This is a genomic window from Chitinophaga sp. XS-30, assembly GCF_008086345.1.
GTDB lineage: Bacteria > Bacteroidota > Bacteroidia > Chitinophagales > Chitinophagaceae > Chitinophaga.
Genome location: NZ_CP043006.1, coordinates 3,272,564 through 3,290,700, shown reverse-complemented (window position 1 = coordinate 3,290,700; position 18,137 = coordinate 3,272,564). Strand labels below are relative to the sequence as shown.

The following is an 18,137-nucleotide window of genomic DNA, read 5'->3' as shown; positions in this document are numbered from 1 at the left end:
TAAATTTTAATGGGCAACCCCTCCCGCCATCACGGCGTGATCGTCAGGTCCAGCTGGCGGACGACGGTTTTTACGCCGTCTATATTATGGTTATAAGCTATGAAATAAACCTTGTAATTCCCAGGTGTTTTATAAGTATAAGTATATTGATCGATCACATCCGTGTTGATGCCTTTGATGGAAATGGCCTTGTCCGGCCCCAGGTCCACCTTGTCCTCAAAGATGGGTTTGGAGATCACCCATGTTTCCGTCATCGGGTCGTTATACGGACTGGCCGGATCGTACGGTACGAACACCGGCACCCTTGCCGTTGGCTGGTAAAGGGGGCTTTGCGGGTCGTAGATCGGGTTTTCCGGATCATAAATGGAATAGTCTGGATGATAGATCGAATCTGTGGGGTCTTTGTATTTATTCCCCAACAGGGTTACGCGGGTGGGAACGATGGTGGTCAGCGACGGCGCATCTTCCGGGTATTGGTCTATGGTTCTGAAACCCGCATTTTCCTGATCCGTGAGCAGCAGCTCATTGCCTCCGAGGCCTTCCGCCTTGCTCCTGATCATGAAGCTTTGTATCCACCAGACGCGGGCGAGGCCATTTACCGCCTGCGGCTGGGTGATGTATTTGAACCCGACATACAGCGGCTGGTCCTTCGATAACCAGCTGCTGATATCCAGCTTGCCGGAAGCGACGTTCGCCGTGCCGGTGGCCAGCGTAAAGCTGCCGGTCACATCGGTCCAGGTAGCGGACTTCACACTGGCATGATCCCCGTTGCCGTTGTAGTTGGCGGACAGCCATACGCTCAGCTGGCCGGTCTGCGTACCGGTACCGGAAAGCTGGCTGAAAAAATCCAGCGTAGCGCCCTGGCCGCTGACATCCACCACACGCCCGTTCCTGAACTCGTATTCGTTAAAGACCTCGCCGGAATAAAAAGAAACATTGTCCTGTTCCCCTTTAAAAGTGAATACTACCGGTTCATCCACCTGGTAGGACGCCTTTTCCACCGTCACTTCAAACACCGGTTCATCCAGCTTCCCAAGCTTGTCCGAGCACGCGCCCAGCGCAAGGCAGATGCATATTGACCACAAGAATTTATATTGCATATCGTTGCATTTTAAAAGTTATTACCAACCCGGATTTTGTACCATGGCATTGTTTGTCACCATTTCCGCACTCGGTATGGGCAGTAGTAAATGTTTGGGAGATTCCATATTTGAATAGTAGGAAATGAAGACGGAGCCGGGGATGTCTGTTGACATGGTAGCAGCCATATCCCGGTTTACCTGTTCATATATCTCCCATCTCACGAGGTCTGCCCTCCTGCAATTCTCGAAGTTCAGCTCACGCATCCGCTCATCCTGCAAAAACTTGCGAAAAGCTTCTTTGGAAGCGGTAAACGCCGGTTTCACATCGGCGTCTGCGGGCGTGTAGATCTCCGCAGTAGCCGTTGCACCCATTCCTCCACCGCCGCTGATCGTAACGGTCGGTGGGGAAGTGTATTTCCCGGCCAGGGAGAATTCCGTACCGGAAGGATCGCGGTCCAGCACAATTCCTGTTACAACCCCGCCGCTGATCACAGCTTTTGCGGACGCATCGCTGCCATCACCGCCACTGATCGTTACGTCAGGAACGGATGTATAACCGCTGCCGCCATTCGTGATCGTAAAGCTTTTTATGCCGGTGGACCAGCCTCTGCGCCTCACCTCGTTCACCAGATTCACCGCAGCAGCCACAGGGCCTGATTTTTCGTTCAACGCCTCCGCATACATCAGCAATACATCTGTATAACGGAGCAATGGTACATTGATCGGCGAGCGGGTGGGCATTTTGGGAATGAGGGTTTCGAATTCCCGCCGGAATTTACCCGGATACCTGGCGTACTTCGTTGCTTCAGAGGTGATTTCCCCGATCAGCGTTTTGGTACCGCTGGCTGCCGGAAGGTTGGCATAGTTGAACAGCGGTATGCACCAGTATTTTCTCAGGTCGCCCGGTTCGTAGATGTTATAGAGTTTTGCGGTGTAAGACATGTATCCATCAGACCTGCCGGTATTGGTATTGGTGGTCCTGATACCATTGATCCAGCCGTTCCTGCCTGTTTCCTCATAGATATCCGTACCGTTCCCGAAAAATTCCGCTTCCCAGATGCTCTCTTTAATATCATATTGCTCCCGGGCCATAGTGATAAAAATATCGGGGAAGCTGGGATTCAGGTCATGACCGGCCAATCCGTCCGTCATGATGCTGTCCCCCCACCGGATGACCTCATCGTAACGCGCAGTTTCCTTCAGCGGATACCCGGCCATATAGAGGTTGACGCGCATCAATATCCCGCGTACTGCGGATTTGGATACCCTGCCGCCGAATCCGATACTGGTAATATCGAGCACCAGCTTTTCCGCTTCCGTCATATCGTTTACGATCTGGTCATACACCTCCTTTATCGTAGATTTAGGAACATGCACATCCACCGCGGATTTGCTGGATGCCAGCTTCAGCGGTACACCGCCGTAGTTCTGCACCAGCAAAAAGTAGTAGTAGGCACGGAGAAAAAGGGTTTCCCCCCGCACGGTCCTTCTTTTTTCCTCCGGAATATCCGTGTTGTTATCTACATTCTCCAGCAGGATGTTGGCCCGGTTGATGCCGTTGTACAGTTCCCGCCAGAAGGCCGTTACATAGGAGTCGCCCAACGCATGGTTCAGGCGGAAAGCGCCGGTGGCGATGGAGCTGCGGTTCATGAACCCTTCGTCTGCAGACCAGCCGAGAAGATACAGGGCGTTATTGCCGTAAACGCCGTTCCCGCCCAGCGTGTGATATACGGCAGTCAGCGCATAGTCCAGCTCCTGCGCCGTTTTATAGTAATTGCCGGGGAACAGGGCGTCCTTGGGCTTCGTATCCAGGAAGTCCTTGCAGGAACCGGATACGATGGCTATGCAACCCAGCAAAATGAAATATCTGATTTTCATACCTGAAGATTTTAAGCGATTTAGAAATTTGCTTTCAGACCGAATGTGATGGTTCTTGCCTGCGGGTAAGCCGAGTAATCATAACCGGGCGTAAGAATATTGTTACGGGTGGACACTTCGGGATCAAGCCCTGTATATTTCGTCCATGTAAAAAGATTCTGCATCGCCACGTTCAGCGACAGGTTGGTCATGAACAGCTTTTTCAGGTATTGTGCCGGCAGGGCATAGTCGAGCGACAGGGTTTTGAGGCGCAGATAGGAACCGTCTTCCATGTATTTGGAAGAATGGTACCCGATCACGCCCTCCCCGCCTGCGCGGAAATGTTCGTTGGTCTGGTTCTCCGGCGTCCAGCGGTTCACATAGCTGGCGAACTGGTTCATATTCCGGCGGCCGTTGGTATTGCCTTCGAAGGTGATGCGGTTGGCATTGTAAATGTTCCCGCCGTAGGACCACTGGAAAAATACGTTCAGGCTGAAGCCCCCGTACCGGAAATTATTCACGAAACCGCCGGTGTGAATGGGCTGCCCCCGTCCGATGATGGTCTTGTCATCTGCATTGACGTTGCCATCGCCGTTGATATCGCGATACTTGATATCTCCCGGCTGGATGGTATTGCGCGGCCTGCCGTTGGCTGCTACTTCCGGCTTCAGCACATAAACGCCCGGGGCCGGGCTGTCGAAATCGGCGTACTGGTAATTGCCTTCCCAGATATAGCCGACCATCATGCCGGAAGGTTTCCCGATCTCCGAGGTGTACAGGTTGTCACTGTAGTTCACGTCCGTAGCCACGGCATTGTCCAGCGAGCGCTGGCCTTCGGTAAGCGCCAGTACTTTGTTCCGGTTGAAGGTGATATTGATATTGCTTTCCCAGGTGAACGCTTTTGATTCCACTACGCGGGCATTCAGCGTCAGCTCCAGCCCTTTGTTCTCGATCTTCCCGATGTTCTTGAATGCGGAACCAAACCCGGTAGTAGGCGGCAGTTGCGCATTCAGCAAAAGGTTGTCTGTCGTGCGCTTGTACAGGTCCACCATCAGTTCCAGCCTGTTCCTGAAAAGCCCCAGCTCGTAACCGATATCGGTAGATGTGGTGCGTTCCCAGGTAAGGTCTTCGTTACCGAGGTTGGACTGGTAAACGGCCAGCAGCGGCGCAGCATTGTTGAAGGAATAACCGTTCGTTGAGGTCACCAGCTGGGAAATGTAGCTGAAGTCCCCTACCCGGTCGTTCCCCACCACCCCGAAGCTGCTCCGGAGCTTGGAGGTGCTGATCACCCCGCTCCCGCTGAGGAATTTTTCGTTATGCATGTTCCAGGCTGCCGCTGCTCCGGGAAAATAGCCCCAGCGGTTGCCGGGCGCAAACTTGGAAGAGCCGTCCGCCCGGAACGTCAGCGTTACCATGTACCGGGAATCAAAGTTATAATCCACCCTGCCGCCATAAGAGCGGCGGGTATTGTAAGACGTAGTGGCTACCGGGTTGTAAGGCACCCCGTCATTCAGCCCGGCGATGCCTAAACTTTCATTCGGCAGCAAGCGGGATGAAAACCCGTCCGAATCCAGGTTGTTCTGCTGGAAGCTCAGCAACGCCAGCGCCGTGATGGTATGTTTCTGGCGGAATGTTCTGGTATAGTTGAGCGTGTTCTCGTTAGACCAGCTGCTGGCCTTCCTGTGCAGGATGGAGCCGCTGATGCCGTCTGCGTTGTTGGGGTTATTGGGACTGCCTTTGGAGGTTTTGGAGTTGAAGAACTTGTCGAACTGATAATCGTTTTTCCTTATGCCGCCGTTTATTTTCAGCACCAGGTCGTCCAGGATATTGATGCTGACATTGCCCAATCCTTCAAAGAGGTTATTGTAATTGTACTGGTACTGATTCTCCAGGTCCAGCACCGGGTTGATCCGGAAATCGCTGGGAGTGATGGAAGCCTCGTCCGCCGGCTCTTCGATCAGGCTGAAGTCCGAATCCGGGAATCCGATGGGCCGGTAAGCCCAGGTACGGAACATCACATAGCTGGATGTGCTGCTGGTGGGTGTGCTGCTGATCTGCTGCCCCCAGGTGGTCACATCCGAGTAACCGGCCGTAAAGCCTACTTTAATGCGTTTGCTCACGGTATGGTCGAGGGACATCCTAGCCGTGTATCTTTTCAGGCCGGTATTGGTGATAATGCCATCTTGGTCGAACAGCGATCCGGACACCGAATACCTTGTCTGTTCATTACCGCCTCTGACCGAGAGGTTGTAAATATTGACCTGCCCTTTGGTGAACACATAATCCTGGAAATCCTCTCCTTCCACATCCCTGTAATCTTCGAGGGTCTTCCCTTCTGCCAGGTATCTCCAACCTTCGCCGGTGGTGGGAAATCTTTCCAGCTGGTATCTGATGTATTCATACGGGCTCATCAGCTCCATTTTTTTGCGTTCCAGCTGAAAGCCGGTAGAAACGCCGAAGGAAATGGCGGCTTTGCCGGACTTCCCTCTTTTGGTCTGGATAAGCACCACGCCGTTGGCCGCGCGGGAACCGTAGATGGCGGTGGAAGAGGCATCTTTCAGGATGGTGAGCGATTCGATGTCTTCCGGGTTGATGGTAGCCGGATCGAGGTCTTCCACCGGGAAGCCGTCTATCACGTACAATGGCGATACGTCCTGCGTGAGGGAACCCGGGCCGCGAACGATGATGTTCACGCCCGCACCGGGCTGTCCGTCAACACTGGATACCTGTACCCCGGCAACGCGACCTGCCAGCGCTTCCGCAAAGGAACCTACCGGCGCTTTGGCCATGTCTTTGACGTTAGCCTGACCTACCGCTCCCGTGAGGTCTCCACGCTTTACCGTGTTATACCCGATGACCACCACTTCTCCCAGGGATTCTTCCTTGGGGACCATGGTGACATTAACGACCTGGCGGCCGGCAATTTTTTCCTCCACCCGCTCCATGCTGATGAAGGTGAAAACAAGTACGTCATCCGGACCGGCATTAATGGAATACCGGCCGTCATCACCTGTATAGGTTTTACGGGTACTGTTTTTAACGGATACCGTCACGCCTTTCATTACGCTGTTCGTTCCGGTTTCCACCACGCGGCCGGTCACCACAGGCTGCGCCTGGGCATCTGACCTTGCCGGCAGAAGAACGATACATGACAGTGCAATGAAAAGTGCGGCAAAATAATAATTACACTTTCGTTCCATAGCAGAATAGTTATGATGGATTAAATTTTGGTTCACTACTACGGGTACGTACACGACAATGAATGCAAGGAAATAGCTGAATCGAATAAACTTTCACATAAAATCCGGGCGGCGGCACTTGTACTGTTTCGTGTTGCATGGTTCCGGCCTGATGAGATGGTCCCCTCCAGCCGTGCCGCCCTCCTATCGTTCGTTAAAACCCTCTTTGATGATATTGTATTTTTCGGTGAACTTTTGCGGGTCCTGATGGCAGTAGATCAATACCCCGTCCGCATGCCGCAGGCTCAGCGCCAGCACCTCCTTCACATATGCCGGAGAGGAAGCGCCCAGTCTTGAGTGGGCCGTGGCATAGATATCCACGAACACCGGCAGGTCTTTTCTGAACAGTTTCCGTATGGCCGCTATTTCGGGCCCTACCTGCGAAGGGTCCGTCAGATTGGCGCCGGTGGATTCGGCCCTGTACGGGAAGAGGATGCCATCCAGCAGATCCCCGTAACCGGCCGCGAACTGCGGCGTGATCTGCCGGTAATAAACACATGGCACGAACAGCAGGCGCGGGTTGATGGCCTTTGCCGCCTGCAGGCAGGAATCCGTGTATCCTCTTGTAAATGTTTTCAGGTTGTGCGCAAAATCGTCTATGCTCCAGGCTACAAGATTCGTTTCCTTCAGGCTCAGCCGTGCAAACTCGGCGGCCCAGCGTTTGTAATCCATGCCGAAGGGCTCGGAGGAGAACTTTGCAATGGGTTTTGATTCGGAGGGCGGCACTACGGTCACCCAAACCCTGATCCCCTGCTTCCGGGCCAACGGAAGAAAGATGCGGAGATCGTCCCAGTCGTGCTCATTCTGCCAGATCAGCCAGTGATAAGTAGTGGCATGCAGCTCTTTCAGCTCGGCGAGGAGCTGCTGCTGGTTCACGCGCCCGTCCGGCTGACGTGGCGGCGCACCGTAGGTGCCATAGGTGTTCTGCAACACCTGGCTGGCGGAGGCGCTATGCTGCTGATGCATTTTCCGGTTTGCACAGGAAGTCAGCCACAGCGCGCCCAATAGCAACATAAATTTTAGCGGCATTTGAAGGAATTAAAGTGTTATGAATTATTTTTTCTGCACTCCCACTTCCCGCATCACTGTTCCGATAGCTGTATTGACCTTGCTTTCCACGCTTTTTTTGAATGGACCGGGCATGCCGTAATAGATCATGCTGCTCACCGGTTCGTACCCTCCTTCTTCCAGTATCTTCTCCGTGGGAATATAGCAGACCACCTGGTTGCAGTATCCGGCCACAAAGAGATGTTCCTTCGGGTATTTTTTCTTGGCGTTCAGGGAATAATCGACCACTGTTTCACCGCTGAGCGAGAGAATGGTCAGCTTGTTGCCGATGCGCATGGCCTGCACCGGGTAACTGTGCGCGGAGATATCCCATCCCTTGTCCATCGCTTCCATAATGAGCTTTGCCCGTCGCTGTTCGTACTTGTTTCCTTCCAGCAGATCCTTCTGATACGTCTGCGCACGGAATGGCTGAAAGGGCAACTCCGTTTTCACAAAAGCGCTGCGCAGCGGAGCGCCGATGGTCTCCATCTTCCCGGAAAGCACTTGCTGTACGGCATCTGCCAATGTGTTGCCGTGCTGCTCAGCGAGTTCGAGCGTTCCCCTGGGCGCGGGGTTCTGGTCTCCCGCACAGCCGATGAAGAACAATGCCGTTGCACCGGGATAACGGTGTTCCAGCGCGATCTGCGCATACCCGGCATAGTCCCCGTTCACGCTGTTATTTTTCCCGGTGACGGTGGTGTTATGGCAGGCATACCCGAAGAGTATGGCTTTGACCTTGCCTTGCGCGTTCCGGGCCAGCAGCACCGGTACATCATGGTCCACATGCCCGCCGGTATTCAAACCGTTGACGATGCCCCCGGGTGTCCGCTGACGGCGGTTGATCGCAAAACCGGCCATACCGTTACCGTGACTGAGCTGCATGGGCTCCAGGCTTTGCATGGCCATATCCACCACGGCTACCAGTTTATCGGTCAACCCCAGCGCATACCGGGTAAACCCTTTCAGCGTGGCGGTATCATAATCCCCGATCACACTTAACGCCGGCCAGATCATCGGGCCGGAATGGGTGTGCGAGGAATTGAACATGATCTGCGAACGTTTTATGCCATGCTTCTGCTCCAGGCGGGCGGGCGGCGTCCGAGATGGCCGGCGTCAGGCCCAGTACGTCTGTGGTGACGATGACGATCCTGCTGGAAGGGCTTTCTTCGATCACCAGCGCTTTCGCCCAGAGATCGTGCACCTTGTCCACCGCCGGGGTATCCCTGCCGGCATAACCGGTCAGGTGAAAAGGCAGCTCCGGCGTGATCACGATCTTTCCGGTGCCTACCTTTACGCCACCGTCAAAACCGCCGGCGAAGGACACCTGCTGCAGCAAGGCGAACAGCGTTATCAGTCCATATTTCAATTGTCTGAACATTCACATGTATTTATACCGTTTTTACAAGAGGGTTCGGGATGCTGATCAGGTCTGTGACCGTTTTGCCGTTCCTGTCTATCCGCGCCAGCGTATAAATGGCGCCGTCCGCGGCAACGGCGATCGAGTTGACATACAGCGGTCTGTCCCCGTTCTCATAAAAGATAGGGCCATGATCGCAGTACCGGGATGAAGGAATGTGATAAGTAACGAGATGAAGGTTCTCCAACCCTTTTGCCGCTCCTTTTCCGATCTCGTCCACACCGCCCACACGCTTGCCGTCCACATAGATCGGTCCGCCTGTCAGATAATAGATCGTTTCCCTGTCCGGCCCCGTCTGAAAGCCCAGGTAGCCGTAGCTGAACTGGTCGAACATCCCGCTTTTGCGGGAGAGGCTGGAGGTGATGCGCTCTATCAGTTCTATCTTCTGCGCGGCAGGATCGAAGCGGAAGAGGTAACCCGAGTTGCCATGCACACCGTAAGCCACTTCATCTTCTTCATGCCAGCAGATCTTTCTCCAGTTATATCCCATGCTGCCCGGCTGCTCCGGACTGTATTTACCGAAATAATCGATCCGCAGGTCCACATCTTCCAGCTTCCGCAGTGTACTCTTTTCCGGTGAATAGCCATAGATATCACCCGCGGCAGTGGAAAAATATACCGTACCATCCCGCGGGTCAACAAAGAGCGAGCGGCAGAGCGAACGGAAATCATTTCCCGGTGTTCCTGCTTCTCCCTTTCCGGCCACAGTGCCCAGCTGCTTCATTTTCCGGGAACCGGTATGGTAATGGATAAAGTTCCCTAAAGGCCAGGTGATGCAATAGATATTTCCACGCTCCACATCCATCGTCATGGACACCACGCCTTCCCCGCCGGGGATGGTGGCCAGGTCCTCAAACTCCCCTGTTTTCATGTCGTACGACAGGATATGCCCGCCGTTGTACAGCTTGTACCCTTCCGGGGCGTTCACCGGCAAGCGGTCCATACCATCGATCAGCTCATAAAAACCGACGTGGGTGGAGAAATAAAGCTTGCCGTCCATTTCAAAGAACTCTACATGGCTTTTGCCCTGCGAGATAAACCGTTTCCCTTTTTCACCGCAGATCTCCGTAAGATCACCGAGCAGCGCAATGCTGTCCGTCAGCGGATCATAGGCGTACATCCTTCCTGCAATATCATGCTTGTCTGACGACAGCACATAATACACTCTTCCGTCGCTGGCCACCGTGATGGCGTTATACGAATCATGGGCCTGTTCAAACCCGGAATCAAATGTTTTGGCGATCAGTTTTTCTACGTGTGCATCATAAGGCATCAGCATGCGCTGCTCACTTTGCTTTTCTACTTCCATGAACTATGTTTATTTTAATCTTTGATCCTGTCAGCATTCCTGCTGATATTCCTGATCGCTTCCGCGATGCCTTCCATATCCCTGCGGGAGCCGAGCAGCACGTTCTGCGTGAGCCATACGGCGTCCTTGCAGAGCGCTTCGTTCTCCGGACAGCTGTTCCGCCGGAGATAGTCATCGAAGTCCAGCATTTTCTTTGTATAGAAGCTTTTGTATATCCTGGATGCGAAGGCGTCTTTCATAAACTCCTGGGTATGCATGACCTTGTAGCCGCCGGAGCAGGGCAAGCCTTCCTTTCGCAGGGCTTCGAGGAACTTCTGCCTGCTGAGGCCGGCAAAGCTTTCCGGCCGGTAGCGGAAGGAATACAGATGGAAGGCGCCCCGGTTCACTTTATCGTACAATTTGATAGGCGTCACACCATCAATATCTTTCAGCATGGAAGAGAGGTACCGGGCGTTCTCATCGCGGGTAATGGTCTGCGCTTCCAGGCGTTTCAGCTGTGCGAGGCCGATGGCGGCGGCATACTCCGTCAGCCTGATCTTCGAGGCCTTCATGAAACTGTCCCCGGCCACGGCGCCTGTGGATGTACCGTAGGCATATCCGAGGTTATGCGCGGCAAAACATTTGTCGATGAACTGTTCATCGTCCGAAACGATCGCCCCGCCTTCCCCGATGGGCAGATTCTTGGAATTCTGGAAACTGAAGCAGCCGGCTTTGCCGATGGAGCCTACTTTTTTGTTGCCGTATTCGGCCAGGTGCGCCTGGCAGGCATCTTCAATAACCAGCAGGTTATGCTTTTGCGCGATGGCCATGATGCGGTCCATATCCGCAGGAAGACCGAGGATATGGACAACGAGGATGGCCTTTGTGCGTTTGGTGATCTTGCTTTCCAGTTTTTCCGGATCGATCTGGTAGGTAGCCGGATCGATGTCCGCAAACACCGGCATGGCATGATTGGCGAGTATGGCCTGAACGGATGCGATGAATGTATAAGGTGTGGTGATCACTTCGTCGCCGGGACCGATGTCCAGCTGGCCGATGGCCGTGATCAGCGCATTGGTGCCGTTCACTACGGTCAGGCAGCGTTTTGCGCCGACGACTTCCGCCCATTTGCCTTCAAAGCTGTCTACCAGTTTGTTGCGTGACCATACGCCGCTGCGGACGCTGTCTATCAATATCTTCTCGTCTTCCGACTGCACCCACATGGGCCATTTTACCCAATCGGTGTCCGACCACACCGGGCGGCCGCCGAGGATGGCCGGTGTACGCCCTTCTCCTGAGAATGTTCCGGCAAAGGAACTATTGGCCAGGCCGGAGGCAAACAAGAACCCCGCGGCCCCTAATGAACCCTGCCGGAGAAACTTCCTTCTTGAAGTATGACCCATCTGAATAATGTTTTTTATAACTGTTGATAATATTAATGCTTGTGCAGGCTGACGAACTGATGCTGATTGGTTGATTCCGTTAACGTACCCGAAAATAACAAAAAAAATTATCACCTGTTAGTTTTCCGGGCGATTTTTTTTCGCGGCCGGTTATCCTGTACGATATGAAAAATGTTATTGACGGCCGCGCAGCGAAGGTTACGCCACATAAATCAGAAGATATCCCGCAAAAAAATTTGATCTTTTAAACGCCTGCCGCTACCTGATGTCAGAAATTTAGCACTATATTCGTGTACGTTAACGTTACCTGAACAAATCTAAATGTAAAAAGCATGAAAAGCAAGTGTTTTGCTTTTCATGTAAAAAAAAATGTACCGTTTTATCTATCAGGATTTAAATTCGACACACCATGCGTAATGTTATGAAACGCTGTTCTGGTCTCATTTTACCGGCAGTCATACTGGTATCTTCCGGTTGCGGGAATAAGGAAAAATATCCGGGGCCGCTGGCGCCGGAAGAGGCATTAAAAAGCTTGCACATCATTGAAGGATTGAAAATGGAACTGTTTGCCGCGGAGCCGCTGGTGATGGACCCGGTATCCATGGAGTTTGACGAGGACGGGAATTGTTATGTGGTCGTAATGTCCGACTACCCCGACAAGCCGGCGCCCGGCACGGAGAAGGGCCATATCCGCGTACTGCGCGACCTTGATGGCGATGGCAAAGCGGATACAGCTATTGTTTTTGCAGACAAATTATCGGAAGGCACCAGCATACTTCCCTGGAAAGGCGGGCTGCTGGTAACGGCCGCGCCGGAGATATTGTATATGAAGGATACCACGGGAGATTTTGTGGCCGATACCCGGGAAGTGCTGTTCAGCGGCTTCTTCAAGGACAATCCGGAAACACAGATCACCAATCTGCGCTTTGGCGTGGATAACTGGATCTATACCAATAACCGGGGACAGGACGGTAACGTAACCTACAAAGATAAACCAGGTGCCGCTCCCCTCTCCGTTCGCGGTGCGGATTTCCGGTTCCGGCTGGACCGCGGGCTGTTTGAACTGGAAACGGGGCCCGGGCAGTTCGGCCAGGCGCTGGACGACTACGGCAACCGCTTTGTGACGGAAAACTCCATCCACATTCAGCAAACGCTGATCCCCTGGCGATACACGCACCGGCACCCCTATCTTCCCACCACACGCGCCATCAAGAATATCTCCGACCATGATCCGCTGATGTTCCAGGAATCCGCCACGCCTTACTGGAGAGCGGAAAGATCAAAAAGAAGGAACGCGGAGTTCCAGGAGAAGAAACTTAACCGGGTGGAATATGAAAGAGGGCATTTTACCGGCGCTTCCGGCGGCACTTTTTATAACGGCGACGCCTTGCCGGCTTCTTTCTACGGGAATATTTTCACCGGCGAAGTGGCGGGGAACCTCGTTCACCGGGATGTGCTGTCCGTGGCCCATGACGATGTGCATTTTACGGCCAAACGCGCGGAAGCGGAAAAAGACCGGGAATTCATCTGGTCGAAAGACAACTGGTTCCGCCCGGTGAATTTCGCCACGGGGCCTGATGGCTACCTGTATGTGCTTGATTATTACCGCCAGCATATTGAAACACCTGTTTCCATTCCGGATGACCTGAAAGCGGAAATGGATTTTTATGAGGGTTCCGACAAAGGCCGCATCTACCGGGTGATGCCCGCGAGCAGCAGCTACAGGAGCGCGTCACCTGCACTGCGCAAAATGTCCGGCGACAGCCTTGTACAGCTTTTTGCGCATCCCAATCAATGGTATGCCCAACAGGCACACCGGTTATTGGTGGAACGGCAGGATAGATCCGTTATCCCTGCACTGCAAAAAATGCAGCTGGACAATACAGATCCCCGCGCACGCCTGCATGCCTTGTATGTGCTGGAGGCACTGGAGGCGCTGGATGCCGGCATCGTAAAAAATGCGCTGGCGGACAGTTCGTTGCATGTGCGGGAACACGCCGTCATGCTTGCAGAGCGCTATCCGCAGCTGCTGCCTGAATTATTACCGATGGTGAAGGATAGTCCCGCTAAACTCACCATGCAGGTTGTGCTCAGCCTCGGCCAGTTCAGCAACAACCAGGTGACGCATGCATTTGTGCAGGCGCTCGGGCGTTACGGAAATGATAAAATGATGCAGATGGCGGTACTCAGCTCCAATGCCGGTTCCTCTCCCGGATTGCTGGACGCTCTGCTCAAAAGCAATACCGATACATCAAAACTGCATGACGGTTTCATACATGATCTGTCTTACATCATCGGTGCGAGGAATGACAAAGGGCAGGTGAAGCCGTTCTTTTCTTTGCTCAAACATCCCGGCATGCAGACGGGAAAACGCCTGACTGCCGCGCTGAAAGGATTTACAAGCGGCATGGAGAGAGCGGAGGGTATTTCAGCGGAACTGAAAGCCAAACTGAAATCATTCAAATCGGAATTGAAGAACGTATCCGCGGAAACGGCAGCGGACCTGGAGAAGATCATCGGAGAATAACAACCGGCATACGACCAATAATCAAACGTTTATGAACACGCGCAGACATTTTATCAAAAACGCCCTTGGCCTGAGCAGCCTCTTGCTGGGCGGCGCTTTTTTCATCGGCAGTTGCGGCAATGGCGAAAAGGCCGCGAAGGATACCGGCAAAAGCCACAAACCCGCTTCCTGCAGCGATCTGTCCGGCATTAGCGAGGAAGAGATCGAGAAGCGGAAACGGTTGGGCTATGTGGAAGAAACGCCTATTCCCGACAATAAATGCGGGAACTGCAAACTATACCTGCCTCCGGGCGAAGGGGAAAGCTGCGGCACCTGTTCCCTGTTCAAAGGGCCGGTGGAGGAAAACGGGTATTGCACTTACTATGCACCGCTTTCCTGATCGCCAACCATGAATGTTTTTTTGTTTGATAAGCAGCCGCGGGACGGGGTGTAACAGCCCCTCCCGCTTTTTTCTCATGCTAATAATCGGGTTATGCCTCCTGTCATATGCCTGTTGACCACAGCGCTTTTTTACAGCACCGCCGCTGTTCCGGATACTACGCCGCTTCCGGCGCAAGCCATTTCCATTGAACGCGCAAATGAACTGCTCGAAGCCTTGCCCAAAGAAGACGCCTGGCTGCGATCGAAGGACGCCAGCACGATAGCCTGGCGGGAATCTCCTGTGCTGCATGCGCTGGCTGATCTGTATGAGGCCACCGAAGATCCGGCTTATCTTCATCAGCTTGCCGAACGCGGGCAACGGCTGCTTTCTCACCGGGATGACCGGCGGGGTGTGAAGGACGGTTCCGGGGAAGTGCGGCCCGGCTGGACGATGGGGTTCAAATACGTGGTAGCCTCCGGCGCATTGAAAAACGCCGCCGGGGAAACGGTCATAGCCATCCGTTCCACACCTTTTTCCAACAATCATCTTACCACTGTGGAGGTTGTTCCCGGCGCACAAGGTTTCACGATCATCGTCAGCAATGAATTTTACCCGCGGAAAGAGACGTATGTCAACCTGAGCTTGAACCCGGCGGATGAACGTTTTGCAGAAAAGGTCATCAATGATCCGATGGCCCCCTACTCTACCGGTCGCGGTACATCCACGGAGCCATCCAATCTCGTGAGCATACAGGTAAAACAGCAAAGCCCGCTGCCGGCGCAAAAGATCAGGCTGACACCCATTCCGCTGGCCTATACCGGTTACTACGGTATTATCTATCACCCGATGCTGCGTTTTGCGGAATTTGTAAAGAAAGATGCCGCGCTGCGGTCACTTGTGCCTGTTGCGGACAGTTTCATTCAGGCTGCGGAGGAATCTTATGCGGATATGCTGCAAAGGCTCTGGCGTGATGGTCCCGGCCGTGGCGAAGGATATGTGCTTACCTGCGAAAAGGGGGAATCCTTTCCGGCGGATAATGTGGGCCAGCCCTTCAATTACCTGGGGCGGCATGTTTGCGTGCTGCTGGCGTTGCACCGGCTTACCGGAAAAGCTACCTATAAGCATACTGCGGAAAAACTCTGCCGCCTGTTCAAAAACCGCCTGCAATATAACAGGCGGGGCAACCTGTATATATGGAACTACTGGTATGAGCCGATGACCACCACCGGGTGGAAACCGGAAGACAACCTCTCCTTCAATGTGAAATATTTCAAGGGAGCCGCGCGCCCGGAAGATGCGTCCCACGGCACGCTGGACATTGCCATGGTTGCTGCCGCCGCAGCGGAGAAAACTGTTTTCAGCCAGCGGGATATGGAACGATTTGCCAATACCCTGCTGCATAACGTACTGTTGCCGGACCGGAGTGATGTACGCAGAACAGTGGACGGCAAAGGCCCCGCGCATCCGCCGTATTTCCAGCAGCTGCACGGATGGCTGGAACTATCGCCCGGCCACCCGGAAGTGTACCGGGCCATCCGGCAGGCTTATCTTCAAAAAGGCATGGAATCGCTGGTATTCTGTGCGCGTCTGCTGAAGTGGGAACGAAGGCTGCGTTAGTTGCCCAGCGTTTTCACCGCGAGGTATGCCATCAGGCCCGGGCTTTGGCGCAGTGCATCCTCATCGATATTAAAACCGGGTGTGTGCAACGAAGCGGAAATGCCTTTCTCCGCGTTCCCGACACCCAGGAGATAAAAACAGGAATTGACCTGCTCGGCATAATAGGCAAAGTCCTCCGATGCCATCCAGATATCCAGGTCCACAATATTCTCCGGGCCGGCGTATGCCGCTATATGTTCCCTGATGGCCGTGGTCAGTCCTGCTTCATTCACAAGGCAGGGGTAGCCCTTGCGGATATCCAGTTTGCAGGTGCCGCCCATTCCCTCCACGATGGATTCCGTGATGCGGCGTATGCGTGTATGCGCTTCCGTTCGCCAGGCTTCGTCCGTTGTGCGGAAAGTGCCCTCGATGTACACGGAGTCCGGGATAACGTTAATGCTGCCTTCTGCTATAAAACGGCCGAAAGATAAAATACTGGGTATAGCGGGATTGGCCATGCGGCTGACGACCTGCTGTAAAGCCACGATCACCTGCGACGCCATCGTCACCGGATCGATATTCAGGTGAGGCTGTGCACCGTGGCCACCGCGACCGTACACCTGCAGTTTGATCTCGTCCATCGAGGCCATGAATTTACCTTTCCTGATGCCGATCTTGCCGCAGGGCAGCGAAGGCATCACATGCTGGCCGATGACCGCGGAAGGGACCGGATCAGCCAGTGCGCCGTCTTTGATCATGAGCGTAGCGCCGCCGGGCAGTTGCTCCTCTCCCGGTTGGAAAAACAGTTTGACCGTACCGCCGAACAGGTGTCTGACCGATTGCAGGATACTGGCGGCGCCCAGCAGGGAAGCCGTATGCGCATCATGGCCGCAGGCATGCATCACGCCTTTGTTGAGCGAAACATATTCCACATCATTCGCTTCGGTGATCGGCAGGGCATCCATATCCGCCCGCAGGGCGATCACCCGGTCTGAAGGAAGATCGCCTTTCAGGATAGCCAGCACACCGGTTTCCGCTACTGCCATCCAGCTGATGCCCAGGCGGTCCAGCTCCTTTTTCACGAAGGCGCAGGTGGCCGTTTCGTGGAAGGACAGTTCCGGGTTGGCATGCAGGTGCCGCCTGTTGTGAAGCACCTCCGGGTACACGGAAGCGGACAATTTTTTGATCTCATCCAGTATCATGATCGGTACAATTTTTTATGTTGATCACCCGCAGCGGATCTTTTACAAACGCTGGTCCCGCGCGATAAAATCCGCTACGAACGGATCATCCACCAGGTGAGGATACAGGGCCGTTACCCTGTCGATCTCCTCCGCCTGGCCCGGAGAAAGTATTTCATCCGGACTGAGGCACCAGACACCTTTCATCAATCCCTGCCGTTTCAGCACTTCATGAATGCCTGCAATACATCCTTTAAAGCCATGCTTCACATCAAATATCGCCGCATTCATATCCGTCACTTCCACCCCGGTTGACAGGAAGCTCTGCAGGTCTGTATTTCCGGCGGTTATGGCCTCCCTTATCTTTCTGAATAAAGCCACAGAGCGATGCGTCCATACCGCATAGTGACCCAATAATCCGCCAACAAACCTTTTCTCCAGCATCTTTCCATTGTTGACGAAGCGGTAAGGCGTCAGCAGGTCCGCCACGATATTATCGTCATTCCCGGTGTATAAGGCGATCTCCCCGGCTCTTCCGGAATCGCATACCGCCCGCACCACATCGAGGGTCTGGTAGCGGTTAAAAGCCGCTACCTTGATGGCCTGCACGGCCGGGATGGCAGCAAAGGCCTTCCAGAAATCATAGCTCAGCACGCGGCCGCCAACGGCAGGTTGCAGGTAGAAGCCAAAAACCGGCAACAACGCTCCAACCGCGCGCGCCCTGTCTATCAGTTGCTGTTCCGTCAGCGATTGCAGACCGCCCATGCTCAGGAGGCCCAGGTCGTAGCCGTATTTCACCGCCAGCCGGGCATCCTCCAAAGCCTGTTCCACCGGCCCGCAGATCCCGGCCACTTTGATAAAAGGTTTGCCGCCTGCATTTTTCGCTGCTTCTTCGGCCGCCATCCGCAAAACCGGTTCAAGATAGTTAAACTCCGGCTTTCTGATCTCGAATTGTGTGGTATGCACCCCTACCGCGATGCCATCCGCCCCGCTGGCGATGTAATAGCGGGTAAGCCTGCGCTGGCTGTCTTCGTCGATGGACAAGTCCGCCTGCAAGGCCAGCGGATGCGCGGGGATGAAAGCGCCCTGTTGCAAAAGGGCGCTGATATCTTCATTCAGTTGTTTCACGATGTTGAATT

The 18,137-nt window shown here is 54.0% G+C and carries 13 protein-coding genes; 3 read left to right on the top strand and 10 right to left on the bottom strand.

Translation table 11 applies throughout. From position 1 onward, the window contains the following. Nucleotides 1-29 precede the first annotated feature (29 nt). From FW415_RS13510 to FW415_RS13475, 8 genes are all read right to left on the bottom strand, one after another. The gene (locus tag FW415_RS13510) at nt 30-1,100 is read right to left on the bottom strand and encodes a DUF5017 domain-containing protein (RefSeq protein ID WP_148385837.1); all 1,071 of its coding nucleotides are present in this window, start codon (nt 1,098-1,100) and stop codon (nt 30-32) included. Between the two features lie 21 nt (nt 1,101-1,121). After that, complete coding sequence (locus FW415_RS13505) at nt 1,122-2,960, bottom strand: RagB/SusD family nutrient uptake outer membrane protein (protein WP_148385835.1); 1,839 nt, start codon at nt 2,958-2,960, stop codon at nt 1,122-1,124. A 20-nt stretch (nt 2,961-2,980) separates the two neighbouring features. Further along, the gene (locus FW415_RS13500; RefSeq protein ID WP_148385833.1) at nt 2,981-6,139 is read right to left on the bottom strand and encodes a TonB-dependent receptor; all 3,159 of its coding nucleotides are present in this window, start codon (nt 6,137-6,139) and stop codon (nt 2,981-2,983) included. Nucleotides 6,140-6,322: 183 nt separating this feature from the next. Next, the gene (locus FW415_RS13495) at nt 6,323-7,207 is read right to left on the bottom strand and encodes a hypothetical protein (protein ID WP_148385831.1); all 885 of its coding nucleotides are present in this window, start codon (nt 7,205-7,207) and stop codon (nt 6,323-6,325) included. Between the two features lie 24 nt (nt 7,208-7,231). Next, a complete protein-coding gene (locus FW415_RS13490; protein WP_148385828.1) occupies nt 7,232-8,272 on the bottom strand; it encodes a hypothetical protein in 1,041 nt (346 codons plus the stop codon). Next, nucleotides 8,202-8,603, bottom strand: a complete 402-nt coding sequence (locus FW415_RS13485; RefSeq protein WP_148385826.1) for a hypothetical protein — start codon at nt 8,601-8,603, stop codon at nt 8,202-8,204. Before FW415_RS13485 ends, FW415_RS13490 begins: the two co-directional genes overlap by 71 nt. 10 nt (nt 8,604-8,613) lie before the next feature. Beyond that, the gene (locus FW415_RS13480) at nt 8,614-9,951 is read right to left on the bottom strand and encodes a hypothetical protein (RefSeq protein WP_210420684.1); all 1,338 of its coding nucleotides are present in this window, start codon (nt 9,949-9,951) and stop codon (nt 8,614-8,616) included. A gap of 14 nt (nt 9,952-9,965) precedes the next feature. Continuing rightward, a complete protein-coding gene (locus FW415_RS13475; RefSeq protein WP_148385823.1) occupies nt 9,966-11,333 on the bottom strand; it encodes a DegT/DnrJ/EryC1/StrS aminotransferase family protein in 1,368 nt (455 codons plus the stop codon). Between the two features lie 421 nt (nt 11,334-11,754). On the opposite strand from FW415_RS13475, the gene FW415_RS13470 reads away from it, so the two are divergent. The 3 genes from FW415_RS13470 to FW415_RS13460 all read left to right on the top strand — a co-directional run bounded on the left by FW415_RS13470 (nt 11,755) and on the right by FW415_RS13460 (nt 15,838). Then, entirely contained in the window at nt 11,755-13,860 is a 2,106-nt protein-coding gene (locus tag FW415_RS13470; RefSeq protein WP_168208814.1) for a PVC-type heme-binding CxxCH protein, read from the top strand. A 31-nt stretch (nt 13,861-13,891) separates the two neighbouring features. Further along, nucleotides 13,892-14,239, top strand: coding sequence for a high-potential iron-sulfur protein (locus FW415_RS13465; protein ID WP_148385819.1), 348 nt, complete (start codon nt 13,892-13,894; stop codon nt 14,237-14,239). 93 nt (nt 14,240-14,332) lie between these two features. Continuing rightward, a complete protein-coding gene (locus FW415_RS13460; RefSeq protein WP_148385816.1) occupies nt 14,333-15,838 on the top strand; it encodes a hypothetical protein in 1,506 nt (501 codons plus the stop codon). On the opposite strand, the gene FW415_RS13455 is transcribed toward FW415_RS13460, so the two are convergent. After that, nucleotides 15,835-17,019 carry a M20 family metallopeptidase gene (locus tag FW415_RS13455; RefSeq protein WP_148385814.1) on the bottom strand — a complete coding sequence of 395 codons (1,185 nt, stop codon included), beginning with the start codon at nt 17,017-17,019 and terminating at the stop codon, nt 15,835-15,837. The two genes, FW415_RS13460 and FW415_RS13455, sit on opposite strands and share 4 nt — an antisense overlap. 42 nt (nt 17,020-17,061) lie before the next feature. Next, nucleotides 17,062-18,126 carry a dihydrodipicolinate synthase family protein gene (locus FW415_RS13450; RefSeq protein WP_210420683.1) on the bottom strand — a complete coding sequence of 355 codons (1,065 nt, stop codon included), beginning with the start codon at nt 18,124-18,126 and terminating at the stop codon, nt 17,062-17,064. Nucleotides 18,127-18,137 lie beyond the last annotated feature (11 nt).